We start from the raw sequence: 13,201 nt of genomic DNA on the forward strand, positions 1-13,201 counted from the left end.
GCGTCCGCCGCACAGGAATCCCCATGAGCATGCAGACCAAGGCCCTCAACCTCGTTCCGATGGTGGTCGAACAGACCAGCCGCGGCGAGCGCGCGTACGACATCTACTCGCGCCTGCTGAAGGAGCGGGTGATCTTCCTGGTCGGCGGCATCGACGACCACGTCGCCAACGTGATCGTGGCGCAGATGCTGTTCCTCGAGGCGGAGAACCCCGAGAAGGACATCAACCTGTACATCAACTCGCCGGGCGGCATCGTCACGGCGGGCATGGCGATCTACGACACCATGCAGTTCATCAAGCCCGACGTGAGCACCATCTGCGTTGGCCAGGCGGCCAGCATGGGGGCGCTGCTGCTGGCGTCCGGCGCCGCCGGCAAGCGCTACGCGCTGCCGAACTCGCGGGTGATGATCCATCAGCCGCTGGGCGGCTTCCAGGGCCAGGCCACGGACATCGAGATCCACGCCCGTGAGATCCTGTCGATGAAGCAGCGCCTGAACGAGATCCTGGCCCGCCATACCGGCCAGTCGCTGGAAACGGTCGCCCACGACACCGAGCGCGACAACTTCAAGAGCGCCGCGGCCGCCCGTGACTACGGGCTGGTCGATGAAGTCCTCGAGCGCCGCCCGGAAGACTCCATCCAGCCTGCCTGACCGGGCCCGAAAGCCCAGCCAGCGCCGCGGCCGACCGGTCGCGGACCCCCCGTCCGGTGCGTTTGCGGCCCCGGGCGCGGGTGCTATTCTCGAAACCGACCATCGCAGCACAGATTGACGAGAGCATGACCGAAGACCGACAGGGCCGTTCCGGCGACAGCAGCAAGATCCTCTACTGCTCGTTCTGCGGGAAGAGCCAGCACGAGGTCCGCAAGCTGATCGCGGGCCCGAGCGTGTTCATCTGTGATGAATGCGTCGAGCTGTGCAACGACATCATCCGCGAGGAGCTCGAGGAGAAGGCGCAGTCGGCGCGCAGCTCGCTGCCCAAGCCGAAGGAAATCCTCGAGGTCCTCGACCAGTACGTGATCGGGCAGCTGCGCGCCAAGCGCACGCTCGCGGTCGCGGTGTACAACCATTACAAGCGCATCGAGAGCCGGTCCAAGAACGACGAGGTCGAGCTCGCCAAATCCAACATCCTGCTGGTCGGCCCTACCGGCTCGGGCAAGACGCTGCTCGCCGAGACCCTGGCGCGGCTGTTGAACGTGCCGTTCACGATGGCCGATGCGACGACCCTGACCGAAGCCGGCTACGTCGGCGAGGACGTCGAGAACATCATCCAGAAGCTCCTGCAGAAGTGCGACTACGACGTCGAAAAGGCGCAGCAGGGCATCGTGTACATCGACGAGATCGACAAGATCTCGCGCAAGAGTGAAAACCCGTCGATCACCCGCGATGTTTCCGGCGAGGGCGTGCAGCAGGCCCTGCTGAAGCTCATCGAAGGCACGGTCGCCAGCGTGCCGCCGCAGGGCGGGCGCAAGCATCCGCAGCAGGAATTCCTGCAGGTGGATACGCGCAACATCCTGTTCATCGTCGGCGGCGCGTTCGCCGGCCTGGACAAGATCATCCAGCAGCGCAGCACCGACTCCAGCGGCATCGGCTTCGGCGCCAAGCTCAAGAGTTCCGAGCGCAAGACCGAGATCGGCAAGGTGCTGGCCGACGTCGAGCCCGAAGACCTGATCAAGTTTGGCCTGATCCCGGAGTTCGTCGGCCGCCTGCCGGTGGTGGCGACCCTCGAGGAACTGGACGAGGCCGCGCTGGTCAAGATCCTGTCCGAGCCGCGCAACGCGATCACCAAGCAGTTCCGCAAGCTGTTCGAGATGGAAGGCGTGGAGCTCGAGTTCCGCCCCGACGCGCTTGCCGCCATTGCCCGCAAGGCGCTCAAGCGCAAGACCGGCGCGCGCGGTCTGCGCACCATCGTGGAGTCGGTGTTGCTCGACACCATGTACGACCTGCCGTCGCTGGAAAACGTGAGCAAGGTGGTGGTGGACGAATCGGTGATCGAGCACAAATCCGAACCGTACCTGATCTACGAAACCCCGGCCGTGCCAGCGCCCAAGGCCGCCTCGGGCGACTGAGGCCGGCCGCAGGCCCGGCCGGCCGGCCGATCCGCCTGCCTGTCCGTTCAGTTGAGAGGTCAGGGCCAGCCGCCCGGGATTGGCGTGCGCCAGAAGTCCTGCCCCGTTTTCCCGGCCCCCCGGGTCGGCGGGTGCCCCCGGCCGTGCCCTCGCGCCACGCCCTCCGCGGCGCTTGCATCCGTTCGCGCCGAACCCCATAAACAGGGCCATGCGGCCACCAGGCCGCGCGTCCTCCAGGAGTAGCGATGAGCCCCCCCGATCAGCCCACCCTCGACCTGCCGGTCCTGCCGCTGCGTGACGTCGTGGTGTTCCCGCACATGGTCATCCCGCTGTTCGTGGGCCGCGACAAGTCGATCCGCGCGCTCGACCTGGCGATGGAAGGCGACAAGCAGATCCTGCTGGTGGCGCAGAAGTCCGCCGAGACCGACGATCCTGGCGTTGACGACCTGTATGCGGTCGGCACGCTGGCGCAGGTCCTGCAGCTCCTGAAGCTGCCGGACGGCACCATCAAGGTGCTCGTGGAAGGCGTCTCGCGGGTGACGGTGTCCAACGTCCGCGAGACCGACGGCACGCTGAGTGGCAGTGGCACGGTGGTCGAGTCTGACGCCGACCGCGAGCCGCGCGAGGTCGAGGCCATCGCACGCTCGCTCATGTCCCTGTTCGAACAGTACGTGAAGACCAACCGCAAGCTGCCGCCCGAGCTGTTGCAGACGCTTGCCGGCATCGACGAGCCGTCGCGCCTGGCCGACACCATCGCCGCGCACCTTGGCGTGCGCCTTGCCGACAAGCAGCGCCTGCTCGAGGCGGTCGGAATTGCCGCGCGTCTCGAGATGCTGGTCGGCTTCGTCGATGGCGAGATCGACGTGCAGCAGATGGAGAAGCGCATCCGCGGCCGCGTGAAGTCGCAGATGGAAAAGTCGCAGCGCGAGTACTACCTCAACGAGCAGATGAAGGCGATCCAGAAGGAGCTCGGCGAGATCGACGATGCGCCGAACGACATCGAGGAGATCGCGCGCAAGATCGCCGAGGCGGGCATGCCCAAGGCGGTGGAAGCCAAGGCCCGGAACGAGTTCAGCAAGCTCAAGCAGATGTCGCCGATGTCGGCGGAAGCCGCGGTCGTGCGCAACTATCTCGACTGGTTGCTCGGCGTGCCGTGGAAGAAGCGCAGCAAGGTGCGCAAGGACCTGAAGGTCGCGCAGGACGTGCTCGACGCGGACCATTACGGGCTGGAAAAGGTCAAGGAACGCATCCTCGAATACCTCGCCGTGCAGACCCGGGTGAAGCAGATGAAGGGCGCGATCCTGTGCCTGGTCGGCCCGCCCGGCGTGGGCAAGACGTCGCTCGGCCAGTCGATCGCCAAGGCGACCAACCGCAAGTTCGTGCGCATGTCGCTCGGCGGCGTGCGCGACGAGGCCGAGATCCGCGGCCATCGCCGCACCTATGTCGGATCGATGCCGGGCCGCATCGTGCAGAACCTCAACAAGGTCGGCACCAGGAACCCGCTGTTCATGCTCGACGAGATCGACAAGATGTCGATGGACTTCCGCGGCGACCCGTCATCGGCGCTGCTCGAGGTGCTCGACCCGGAGCAGAACAACGCGTTTAACGACCACTACCTCGAGGTCGACCTGGACCTGTCCGAGGTGATGTTCGTGGCGACGTCCAACTCGCTCAACATCCCGGGGCCGCTGCTCGACCGCATGGAAGTGATCCGCCTGCCCGGGTACACCGAGGAGGAGAAGATCAGCATCGCCATGCGCTACCTGCTGCCCAAGCAGATGAAGGCCAACGGCCTGCGCGAGGGCGAGCTGAAGATCGCCGAGGACGCCGTGCGCGACATCGTGCGCTACTACACGCGCGAGTCGGGCGTGCGCAACCTGGAGCGCGAGATCGCCAAGATCTGCCGCAAGGTGGTCAAGGAGATCGCTCTCGCGGGGCCGCAGAAGAAGAAGGCGCGCGTGCTGACAGTCAACGCGAAGAACCTCGACAAGTACCTGGGCGTTCAGCGCTTCGATTTCGGCCGCGCCGAGCAGGACAACGAGGTCGGCCTGGTGACCGGGCTGGCCTGGACCGAGGTCGGCGGCGACCTGCTGCAGATCGAATCCACCCTGGTGCCGGGCAAGGGCCAACTCATCCTTACCGGCCAGCTCGGCGACGTGATGAAGGAGTCGGCTTCGGCGGCACTTTCGGTGGTGCGCGCGCGCGCGGAGGGCATGGGGATTCCGCTGGATTTCCTGCAGAAGCAGGACGTCCACGTGCACGTGCCCGATGGCGCCACGCCCAAGGACGGCCCCAGTGCCGGTATCGCGATGGCGACATCGCTGGTGTCCACGTTGACCCGGGTGCCGGTGCGCGCGGACGTGGCGATGACCGGGGAGATCACGCTCCGCGGCAAGGTCACCGCGATCGGCGGCCTCAAGGAGAAGCTGCTCGCCGCGCTGCGTGGCGGCGTTACGACGGTGATCATCCCGGAGGAGAACCGCAAGGATCTCGTCGACATTCCGAAGTCGGTTACCGACACCATCCGCATCGTTCCGGTGAAGTGGATCGACGAAGTGCTGGACCTCGCGCTTGAACGCCCGCTGTCGCCTCCGGCGGTCGCGGTCGATGCGGTGCCGGCGGCTCCGCGCCGCACCCGCAAGCCGGCGCAGCGTGCCGCGGTCAAGCATTGAGCGGGACGCCGATCGGCCCTTGAAGAAGCAGAAACGGTGCAGGGAAGCGGGTTTTTCTTGCGCACCTAAAATCGCGCTGGTATAAAGTCGCGCTGCGCATCGCGACCACCATCGCACGCGACCACGGACATGCGAGCGGCTCGCCGCCAACATGCCCGCCACCTCATTCGAGCGGCTTCCGGGCCGCGCAGGGAGCAACGAACACATGAACAAGAACGATCTGGTCCAGGCTGTCGCCGACGAGGCCAACCTGTCCAAGGCCGATGCCGCACGCGCCGTCGACGCCGTGCTGTCGTCGGTGGGCAAGGCGCTGTCGAAGGGCGACACTGTTGCCCTGATCGGCTTCGGCACCTTCCAGGTCCGCGAGCGCGCCGCCCGCACCGGTCGCAATCCGCGCACCGGTGAGGAGATCGCGATCGCCGCCGCAAAAAATCCGGTCTTCAAGGCTGGCAAGGCGCTGAAGGATGCCGTAAACTAAGCGACCCGCTTGGGTGCTTAGCTCAGCGGTAGAGCGTCTCCTTTACACGGAGAGGGTCGGGGGTTCGATCCCCTCAGCACCCACCAAGGTCTGATGCTCGTACAAGGTTCAAAAAAGCGGAGTGGTAGTTCAGTTGGTTAGAATGCTGGCCTGTCACGCCGGAGGTCGCGGGTTCGAGTCCCGTCCACTCCGCCAGTTACACCCGAAGGCGCCCGAAAGGGCGCCTTCTTCTTTTGCGGTCCGTGGCCGCGGATACGGAGCGCATCGGCCGGCCATGCGCTAGACTGCGCGGCTACGTCATTCCCGCGTGCCGACACATGCTGCAAGCCCTTCGAGACAAGACCTCCGGCTGGATCGCCGTCGCCATCGTCATCCTGCTGGCGGTGCCGTTCGCGTTCTTCGGCATGGAGCAGTACCTGTTCCAGAATTCCGCGAACTACGCCGCCAAGGTGCAGGCGCCACCCTCGTGGTGGCCGTCGGCGCCCGACGCATGGCCGGTCCGCAAGCTGTTCTGGTCGTCCGAGGAGGTCTCGCCGGAGTCCTTCCGGAGCGAGTTCGAGCGCAGCCGCCAGCAGGCGCGCGAGCAGCAGGGCGATGCGTTCGACGGCCGTGCCTTCGAGGCGATGGACAACAAGCTGCGCGTACTCGACGGCCTCGTCGACCAGGCCGTGCTGCGCCTTGCGGCGCGCAATGCCGGCATCGAGGTCGGCAACGCGCAGGTCGCCGAGGTGATCCAGTCGATCCCGGAATTCCAGGTCGACGGCCGCTTCGACCTGCAGCGCTACCAGCTGGTGCTGCAGTCGCGGGTGCCGGCACGCACGCCGCGCCAGTACGACGACCAGATCCGCGCCGACCTGCAGATGCTGCTGCTGCCGCGCCAGGTCGCGGGGTCGGCGTTCGTCACCAAGGCGCAGCTCGACCGCACCATGGTGCTGCTGGGCGAGCAGCGCGACGTGAGCTTCGCCGTGGTGCCCGCGCCGCAGCCCGATGCCGGTGCCATCAGCGCGGCCGACATCCAGGGCTGGTACGACAGCCATCGCGGTGATTTCCGTGCGGCCGAGTCGGTGTCCATCGAATATGTCGAAGTCGACGGCAGCGCGCTGCCGCCGCCTGCCGCGCCCGATGACGCGACGCTGCGCGCGCGCTATGAGCAGGAGAAGGGGCGCTTCGTGGAGGCCGAACAACGCCTGGCCTCGCACATCCTGGTGCGCGTGCCCGAGGGCGCCGATGCCGCCGCGCAGGCTGCCGCCAAGGCGCGTGCCGAAGCCATTGCCGCCAAGGTCCAGGCGGCAGGTGCGGATTTCGCCGCCGTCGCGCGCGCGGAGTCCGACGACGAAGGCTCCAAGGCGCAGGGTGGCGATCTCGGCTGGATCGAGCGCAACACCATGGGCGAGGCGTTCGATACCGCGCTGTACGCGCTGCAGCCCGGCCAGGTGAGCGCACCGGTGCAGACCGACTTCGGCTGGCACGTGCTGCAGCTGCGCGAAATCAGTGCCGGCAAGTCGGTGCCGTTCGAAGCCGTGCGCGATGAGCTTGCCGCCGCCCAGTCGGCAACCGACGGCGAGCGCGCGTTCAACGACCTGATCGGCCGCCTTGTGGACCAGGTCTATCGCAACCCGGGCTCACTGGCGCCGACCGCGCGCGAGGCGAACCTGCCGGTGCAGAAGCTCGGTCCGTTCACCCGCGGTAACGCCCAGGGCATCGCCGCCAATCCCGCCGTGCAGCGCGCCGCGTTCTCCGATGCGCTGGTGCAGGACGGCACGGTCAGCGACCCGATCGAAATCGGTCCATCGCACAGCGTGCTCATCCGCGTGACCGCGCACCAGCCCGATCGCGAGCTGCCGCTCGCCGACGTCCGCGATCAGGTCGTGGCGGCGATCCGCGCCGATCGCGGCCGCGCCGCGGCGATCGCCAAGGCCGACGCCGATGTCGCGCGCATCGCGGGCGGCGAGTCGCTCGCGGCCATCGCCGAGGCCGCCGGCTGGCAGTACGCCAGCGTGCCCGGCGCGCGGCGCGGCATGCCGATTCCGTCTCCTGAGGCCAACGACGCATATTTCGCGGCCGCCGAGCCTGCCGAAGGCAAGATCTCGGCCGGCAAGCTCGTGCAGGACGACGGCAGCATCGTGCTGTTCACCGTCGACAAGGTCACGCCTGGCAATCCGCAGGACGCGAGTGCGCAGGAACGCGCGATGCTGGCCAGCCAGTTCGCGCAGATGGCCGGCCAGGAAGATGCCGAGGCCATGCTGCGTGCGCTGCGCCGGCGGATGAATGTCAGCATCGTCGAGGCACGCCTGTAGCACGCGCCTGGCACTCCGGCCAGACATGAAAAAGCCCGGCTCAAGGCCGGGCTTTTTCGTGGGCGACGTCGTTGCCGCGATCAGTCGGCGGACGGCGTCTCGTTGCCAAGCCCGGTCATGCCGACGATGTTGTAGCCCGCGTCGACATAGGTCACCTCACCGGTCACGCCCGCGGCCAGGTCCGAGCACATGAACGCGGCGACGTTGCCGACGTCTTCGATGGTCACGCTGCGGCGCAGCGGGGTGTACTCCTCGACATGGCCGAGGATCTTGCGGAACCCGCCGATGCCCGCCGCCGCCAGGGTCTTGATCGGCCCGGCCGAGATCGCGTTGACGCGGGTGCCTTCCGGCCCGAGGTTCAGCGCGAGGTAGCGCACCGTGGCCTCCAGGCTGGCCTTGGCCACGCCCATGACGTTGTAGCTCGGCAGGGTGCGCACCGCGCCCAGGTAGCTCAGCGTCAGCACCGCGCCCTTGCGGCCCTGCATCATCGGACGCGCGGCCTTGGCCAGCGCGGCCAGCGAATACGCCGAAATGTCGTGGGCCGACGCGAAGTTCTCGCGGGTCAAGCCGTCGAGGAACTGGCCGGTGATCGCCTCGCGCGGCGCGAACGCGATCGCGTGGACCAGGATGTCCAGGCCGTCCCAATGCTGGCCAAGAGCGGTGAACAACGCTTCGATCTGGGCATCGTCGGCCACGTCGAGCGGATACACGGGGCCGCCACCCAGCCGGCCGGCGACGTCTTCGACGCGCGACTTGAGCTTTTCATTCTGGTAGGTGAAGGCGAGCTCGGCGCCCTCGCGGTGCATGGCCTCGGCGATGCCGTTGGCGATGGAGCGCTGGCTGGCGATGCCGGTGATGAGTGCGCGCTTGCCCTGCAGGAATCCCATGGTGTGGTTGGACCCGATGTTGTGCGGAAGCGCCTAGTTTGCCACGGCCCCCCGGGCTGCGGTCGCGGCCGCGGCTGGGACCAGTACGTGCACGCCGCCGGCACGCGCCGTGCCCTGCGGTGCAACGGCCGGATTCAGGCGCTTGAGGCGCGCGGCGTCCAGGCCCTCACGTGCGGCGAACGCATCCAGGCTGGCGGCGTCGGCAGGCAATTCGATCGCGACCAGCCGCGCCACCGGTCGGTCCAGCGCTTCGCGGAAGTCACGCTCGCGGCCGGCCTCCACCATCAGGCAGGACAGTGCGTGCAGCTTCACCACGTAGGCGCGGGTGATGCCGGACAGGCTTGCCAGTGCTTCGGGCCGGGCGTCGGCGGCGCGCATGTCGTGGCGCTTCAGCGCGCCCAGCACGCGGTACTCGCCGGCGTTGAACGCCATGACCGCAAGCCGCCAGTCGCCAGCGAACATGCCGTGCAGGGTCTTCAGGTAACGCACCGCGGCGCGGGTCGCCTCGATCGGCGACAGGCGGCCGTCGAAGCCGGGACGCATCGGGATCTTGTGGTTGCGCGCGGTGAGCGCGATGAACTGCCACAGGCCCGCGGGGCCGCTGGCGCTGCGCGCGCCGGGCCGGTAGCCGCTCTCGACGAACGGGATGAGCGCGTATTCGGTAGGCAGGTGCGCCTGGCGCAGCGCATCCACGACGTACGCGAACAGTGGCAGCACCTCGCTGTCGGCGGCCGCCAGCTGCGCCGGCACGTGCGCGAAGTGCGACTCCCAGCGCGGGCTGGCGTCTTCGCAGGCCGGCTGCGCCAGGCCGCCGACAAACTCCTCGTAGATGTCCACGCCGGTGCGCGCGTCGGGCGTTCCGGTTGCCGGCACCGCCAGCTGCACGGTGGGCGCCGCAGGCGTTCCCGCGGGTGGCGATTGCGCCGCGGCGGGCAGCGCGGCTGCCAGCAGTACGGCGACCAGCAGCGTCGCCGCACGTCCTGGTGGGCGCGTCATGCGCGAAAACCGTCCTTCCAGCGCCGCAGCGCGGCGAAGGTCGCGACCCGGTCGAGATCCTCCCGACCCTCGCGGGCCGCGACGGCGGCGCGGATGGCGGGCGCATCGATGCGCAGGAACGGGTTGCAGGCGCGCTCGCTGGCGAGCGTGACGGGAAGGGTGGGCTGGCCGGCGTGGCGCATGGCGGTCACCTCATCGCTGCGGCGCGCGAGCGCCGGATTGTCGGGGTCGACCGCCAGCGCGAAGGCGGCATTCGACTGCGTGTATTCGTGGCCGCAGCACATCAGGCTGTCGCCGGGCAGCGCGGACAGCCGATCGAGCGACCCGAGCATCTGCTCCGGCGACCCCTCGAACATGCGGCCGCAGCCGAGACTGAAGAGGGTGTCGCCGCAAAACAAGAGGCCCTGGCCGTGGAATGCGATGTGGCTCACGGTATGGCCGGGGACGGCGATCACGTCGAAGCCGAACCCGCCGGCCTCGACCCGGTTGCCGCCACCAACCCGCGAACAGGCGAAAGGGATGCGCTCGTCGGCCGGCGCATACACGGCCAGGCCCGGCCAGCGCCGCAACAGCTCCGGCATGCCGCCGACGTGGTCGTCGTGGTGGTGGGTCAGCAACACCACGGAAGGCTGCAGTCCGGCATCGGCCGCGGCGAAGACCGGGCCGGCCTCGCCAGGGTCGACCACCAGCGCGCCCGCACCGGCGTCGCCCGGCAGCAGCCAGATGTAGTTGTCGGAGAAGGCGGGCAGGGCAATGGGCTGCATCGGTCGGGGACCTGGTCGGGCGGGGCGTCTAGAATGGCGACCATGCCCCTGCCTCTCCGGACCGGTCAACCCGCTCCCGCCCTCCAGTGGTTCGCCAGCACGCCGGGCCGCGCCCTGCTGAACAGCGAACAATCCGCCGTCGAACGCGCGCTCGCCGAGCGCCCGGCGCAGCCTTGGCTGTGGCTTGCGCCGCTGCCGCCGCTGCGCCCGACAGGCCGGCGCGGGCTGGCGCTGGCGCCGTGCGGCGACGGGTGGCACGGCGAGGTCAGCTGCCGGCTGCCCCTGCCGCTACCCAGTGAAGCCTTCGGTACGGTGGTGGTGCAGCACGTGGCGACCTCCGACGCGGGCGGTCGCGCCCTGCTCGAGGAGGCTGCCCGCATCCTGGTACCTGGTGGCCGGCTCTTGCTGTTCCTGCTCAACCCGTTGTCGCCATACCGCTGGCATTGGCACGGCCATGGACTGCGCGCATCGGAGCCGCTGGTCTGGCGCCGCCGGCTGCGAGCCGCCGGCCTGCAGCCGGACACCGTGTCCGAGGGGATCGGGCCGCGATGGCGGGCCACGGATGACCTGCGCCAGCAGAGCGGCGCTGGGTTTCGTGCCGCTTATCTCGTGCGCGCCGAAAAGCGCGCCATGCCGCTGACGCCGGTCCGCCAGTCGCGCGCGCTGGCGATGCCGCAGGGAGCCACGGCGGCATGAAGTCGATTGAAGTGCATACCGACGGGGCCTGCCTCGGCAATCCCGGGCCGGGTGGCTGGGCGGCCCTGCTGCGCTACGGCGCACGCGAGCGCGTCGTGGCCGGCGGCGAGGCCTTGACCACCAACAACCGCATGGAGCTGATGGCGGCGATCGTGGCGCTGGAAACACTGACCGAGGCCTGCAACGTCACCCTGCATACCGACTCGCAATACGTGCGCCAGGGCATCACCGAATGGATGAAGAACTGGGTGCGCCGCGGCTGGAAGACCTCCGGCGGCGATCCGGTGAAGAACCGCGACCTGTGGGAGCGCCTGCATGCGGCTACCCATCGCCACAGCATCGACTGGCGTTGGGTGAAGGGACATTCCGGCGATCCCGACAACGAGCGCGTCGACGTGCTGGCCCGCGATGAAGCGGTGAAGTTCAAGGCCGCCGCCGCCGCCGCGCTGCGCTGAGCCGCGCGCACGCCCGCCCCCAAGCCCCAAGGAACCCATGCGCCAGATCGTCCTCGATACCGAAACCACCGGCCTGGAATGGCGCAAGGGCAACCGCGTAGTCGAGATCGGCTGCGTCGAGCTCATCGAGCGCCGGCCCACCGGCCGCACCTGGCAGCAGTACATCCACCCCGAGCGCGAGTTCGAGCCTGGAGCGCAGGAAGTCACCGGGCTGACCCTCGACTTCCTGGCCGACAAGCCGAAGTTCGCCGCGATCGCCGACGAGTTCCTGGCGTTCATCGATGGCGCCGAACTGGTGATCCACAACGCCGCGTTCGACCTTGGCTTCCTCGACCACGAGCTGTCGCTGCTCGGCGACGGCTATGGCCGCATCCGCGACCGTGCGTCGGTGCTGGATTCGCTGGAGATGGCGCGCCAGCGCTTCCCGGGCCAGCGCAACTCACTCGATGCGCTGTGCAAGCGCCTCGGCGTCGACAATTCGCATCGCCAGGTGCACGGCGCGCTCCTCGACGCGCAACTGCTGGCCGACGCCTATCTGGCGATGACCGCAGGCCAGACTGAGCTCGGCCTGGCTGGGCCGGACTCCGGCCAGGAGCAGGCGACGATCGTGCGCAGGCCGCCGGCGGCAAGCGATGCGCCGCGGCCGCGGGTGCTCGTCGACATGTCGGACACCGCCGCGCACGAGGCGCGGCTGGCGACCATCCGCAAGCGTGCCGGGCACAGCGTGTGGGATGTCGTGGATGCGGTGGCGGAGCACGAGCCGGCCTGACGGCCGAGCCATCGGATCAGTGGCGGCGCACCAGCACCACGGTGACGTTGTCCGAGCCGCCGCCGTCGAGCGCCGCGGCCACCAGGCCGTCGACACATTCCTGGGCGCTGCATTCGGTATGCGCGAGCACCCGGGCGATGCCGTTGTCGTCGACCTCCTCGGTGAGGCCGTCGCTGCATAGCAGCAGCTGCATCCCCGGCGAGAGTTCGCCCGACATGGTCTCGACGTTGAGCGCCTGAGGGTCGGTCACGCCCAGCGCCTGGGTCACCACATTGCGGTGCGGATGGCTGCGCGCCTGGTCGATGCTGATCGCGCCCTGGCTGATCAGCTCCTGCACATAGCTGTGGTCCTGCGAGAGCTGCGCCAGCTTGCCTTCGTGCCAGACGTAGACGCGGCTGTCCCCGACCCACGCGACTTCGAAGCGATTGCCGGTGATGCGCGCCGCGACCACCGTGGTGCCCATGGGCAGTGCGTCCTGGCGCTTGCGCGAGGCGCTGATGATCTCCTCATCGGCGATGCGGATTGCCTGCGGCAGCGGCGTGCCCTGGCGGGTCTCGCGCACGATCGCCTCGCGGGCGAGCGCGCTGGCGACCTCGCCGTACTCATGGCCACCCATGCCGTCGGCGACCAGCCAGAGCCCGAGCTCGCTGTCACCGTAGTACGTGTCTTCATTCAGCTCGCGCCGCAAGCCGACATGGGTGAGGTGGCCGAATTCAATCATGCGCGGGCCGATTCGGCTCCCGGGGTTGCTGTCAGGAAGAACGGCGTCGGCGCGCGCAACAGGTCAGCGGGCATGCGGTCGGGATGGGATGAGGGATGGAAGGATGATGGCATAGGGTGGTGAGCGGAACTTCATGCGCGAGCAGCCACTTGCGGAACGAGGCTTGACTCGAGTACTCCGCCTGCGCCAGATACGCAAAAACCCCCTTGCGGGGGCCTTTGCGTATCTGGCGGAGAGGGGGGGATTCGAACCCCCGAGGCGCTATAAACGCCTGCCTGATTTCGAGTCAGGTACATTCAACCGCTCTGCCACCTCTCCGGGTGCCCGACCGCGAGGGCCGGGGGCGCAATGATACGGGTCGCCGGCGGGGGCCACAAGACGAACGCGTACACTGGCCGCCC

At 68.5% G+C, this 13,201-nt stretch carries 12 protein-coding genes and 3 tRNA genes; 10 read left to right on the top strand and 5 right to left on the bottom strand.

What is annotated here, in order from left to right; all coding sequences use genetic code 11:
* The first annotated feature begins 23 nt into the window (after positions 1–23).
* The 7 genes from clpP to JHB91_RS00410 all read left to right on the top strand — a co-directional run bounded on the left by clpP (position 24) and on the right by JHB91_RS00410 (position 7,512).
* Complete coding sequence (gene clpP, locus JHB91_RS00380) at positions 24–650, top strand: ATP-dependent Clp endopeptidase proteolytic subunit ClpP (RefSeq protein WP_182820443.1); 627 nt, start codon at positions 24–26, stop codon at positions 648–650.
* 125 nt (positions 651–775) lie between these two features.
* The gene (gene clpX / locus JHB91_RS00385; RefSeq protein WP_199373110.1) at positions 776–2,065 is read left to right on the top strand and encodes an ATP-dependent Clp protease ATP-binding subunit ClpX; all 1,290 of its coding nucleotides are present in this window, start codon (positions 776–778) and stop codon (positions 2,063–2,065) included.
* 245 nt (positions 2,066–2,310) lie between these two features.
* Positions 2,311–4,737, top strand: a complete 2,427-nt coding sequence (gene lon / locus JHB91_RS00390) for an endopeptidase La (protein WP_199373109.1) — start codon at positions 2,311–2,313, stop codon at positions 4,735–4,737.
* Between the two features lie 151 nt (positions 4,738–4,888).
* Complete coding sequence (locus tag JHB91_RS00395) at positions 4,889–5,215, top strand: HU family DNA-binding protein (protein ID WP_199373108.1); 327 nt, start codon at positions 4,889–4,891, stop codon at positions 5,213–5,215.
* An 11-nt stretch (positions 5,216–5,226) separates the two neighbouring features.
* Positions 5,227–5,301 (top strand) — tRNA-Val (locus tag JHB91_RS00400).
* 32 nt (positions 5,302–5,333) lie between these two features.
* Positions 5,334–5,410 (top strand) — tRNA-Asp (locus JHB91_RS00405).
* A gap of 122 nt (positions 5,411–5,532) precedes the next feature.
* On the top strand, positions 5,533–7,512 hold the full coding sequence (locus JHB91_RS00410) for a peptidyl-prolyl cis-trans isomerase (RefSeq protein ID WP_199470774.1): 1,980 nt from the start codon (positions 5,533–5,535) through the stop codon (positions 7,510–7,512).
* An 80-nt stretch (positions 7,513–7,592) separates the two neighbouring features.
* Here the strand turns inward: JHB91_RS00410 and JHB91_RS00415 are convergent, their stop codons facing one another.
* Genes JHB91_RS00415 through gloB form a run of 3 tightly spaced genes read right to left on the bottom strand, consistent with a single transcriptional unit; the run spans position 7,593 to position 10,159 of the window.
* Positions 7,593–8,399, bottom strand: coding sequence for an enoyl-ACP reductase (locus JHB91_RS00415; protein ID WP_199373106.1), 807 nt, complete (start codon positions 8,397–8,399; stop codon positions 7,593–7,595).
* Between the two features lie 33 nt (positions 8,400–8,432).
* Positions 8,433–9,395: a lytic transglycosylase domain-containing protein gene (locus JHB91_RS00420; RefSeq protein ID WP_199470775.1), complete on the bottom strand. Its 963-nt coding sequence runs from the start codon at positions 9,393–9,395 to the stop codon at positions 8,433–8,435.
* A complete protein-coding gene (gene gloB / locus JHB91_RS00425; RefSeq protein WP_199470776.1) occupies positions 9,392–10,159 on the bottom strand; it encodes a hydroxyacylglutathione hydrolase in 768 nt (255 codons plus the stop codon). Before gloB ends, JHB91_RS00420 begins: the two co-directional genes overlap by 4 nt.
* Positions 10,160–10,201: 42 nt before the next feature.
* On the opposite strand from gloB, the gene JHB91_RS00430 reads away from it, so the two are divergent.
* From JHB91_RS00430 to dnaQ, 3 genes are read left to right on the top strand one after another with little or no spacing between them, the layout of a single operon-like run.
* Positions 10,202–10,855, top strand: coding sequence for a hypothetical protein (locus JHB91_RS00430; protein ID WP_199470777.1), 654 nt, complete (start codon positions 10,202–10,204; stop codon positions 10,853–10,855).
* The gene (gene rnhA / locus JHB91_RS00435; RefSeq protein ID WP_199470778.1) at positions 10,852–11,310 is read left to right on the top strand and encodes a ribonuclease HI; all 459 of its coding nucleotides are present in this window, start codon (positions 10,852–10,854) and stop codon (positions 11,308–11,310) included. The genes JHB91_RS00430 and rnhA overlap by 4 nt, the downstream gene beginning before the upstream one ends.
* A gap of 37 nt (positions 11,311–11,347) precedes the next feature.
* Positions 11,348–12,079, top strand: a complete 732-nt coding sequence (dnaQ, locus tag JHB91_RS00440) for a DNA polymerase III subunit epsilon (RefSeq protein ID WP_199470779.1) — start codon at positions 11,348–11,350, stop codon at positions 12,077–12,079.
* Between the two features lie 16 nt (positions 12,080–12,095).
* Here the strand turns inward: dnaQ and JHB91_RS00445 are convergent, their stop codons facing one another.
* Together JHB91_RS00445 and JHB91_RS00450 are read right to left on the bottom strand one after the other, a co-directional pair.
* A complete protein-coding gene (locus tag JHB91_RS00445; protein WP_182820453.1) occupies positions 12,096–12,800 on the bottom strand; it encodes a protein phosphatase 2C domain-containing protein in 705 nt (234 codons plus the stop codon).
* Between the two features lie 227 nt (positions 12,801–13,027).
* Positions 13,028–13,118: transfer RNA gene (locus JHB91_RS00450), tRNA-Ser, on the bottom strand.
* Positions 13,119–13,201: the final 83 nt, after the last annotated feature.

Origin of the sequence: Luteimonas sp. MC1828 (assembly GCF_016461615.1) — a bacterium.
In the GTDB taxonomy this organism is placed as follows: Bacteria; Pseudomonadota; Gammaproteobacteria; order Xanthomonadales; family Xanthomonadaceae; genus Luteimonas.

What these genes read in the sequence shown, in the direction of transcription:
- JHB91_RS00415 (WP_199373106.1), bottom strand. Translation starts at nt 8,399, where the DNA reads ATGGGATTCCTGCAGGGCAAGCGCGCACTCATCACCGGCATCGCCAGC.
- JHB91_RS00410 (WP_199470774.1), top strand. Translation starts at nt 5,533, where the DNA reads ATGCTGCAAGCCCTTCGAGACAAGACCTCCGGCTGGATCGCCGTCGCC.
- JHB91_RS00430 (WP_199470777.1), top strand. Translation starts at nt 10,202, where the DNA reads ATGCCCCTGCCTCTCCGGACCGGTCAACCCGCTCCCGCCCTCCAGTGG.
- JHB91_RS00420 (WP_199470775.1), bottom strand. Translation starts at nt 9,395, where the DNA reads ATGACGCGCCCACCAGGACGTGCGGCGACGCTGCTGGTCGCCGTACTG.
- lon (WP_199373109.1), top strand. Translation starts at nt 2,311, where the DNA reads ATGAGCCCCCCCGATCAGCCCACCCTCGACCTGCCGGTCCTGCCGCTG.
- rnhA (WP_199470778.1), top strand. Translation starts at nt 10,852, where the DNA reads ATGAAGTCGATTGAAGTGCATACCGACGGGGCCTGCCTCGGCAATCCC.
- JHB91_RS00395 (WP_199373108.1), top strand. Translation starts at nt 4,889, where the DNA reads ATGCCCGCCACCTCATTCGAGCGGCTTCCGGGCCGCGCAGGGAGCAAC.
- gloB (WP_199470776.1), bottom strand. Translation starts at nt 10,159, where the DNA reads ATGCAGCCCATTGCCCTGCCCGCCTTCTCCGACAACTACATCTGGCTG.
- JHB91_RS00445 (WP_182820453.1), bottom strand. Translation starts at nt 12,800, where the DNA reads ATGATTGAATTCGGCCACCTCACCCATGTCGGCTTGCGGCGCGAGCTG.
- clpX (WP_199373110.1), top strand. Translation starts at nt 776, where the DNA reads ATGACCGAAGACCGACAGGGCCGTTCCGGCGACAGCAGCAAGATCCTC.
- dnaQ (WP_199470779.1), top strand. Translation starts at nt 11,348, where the DNA reads ATGCGCCAGATCGTCCTCGATACCGAAACCACCGGCCTGGAATGGCGC.
- clpP (WP_182820443.1), top strand. Translation starts at nt 24, where the DNA reads ATGAGCATGCAGACCAAGGCCCTCAACCTCGTTCCGATGGTGGTCGAA.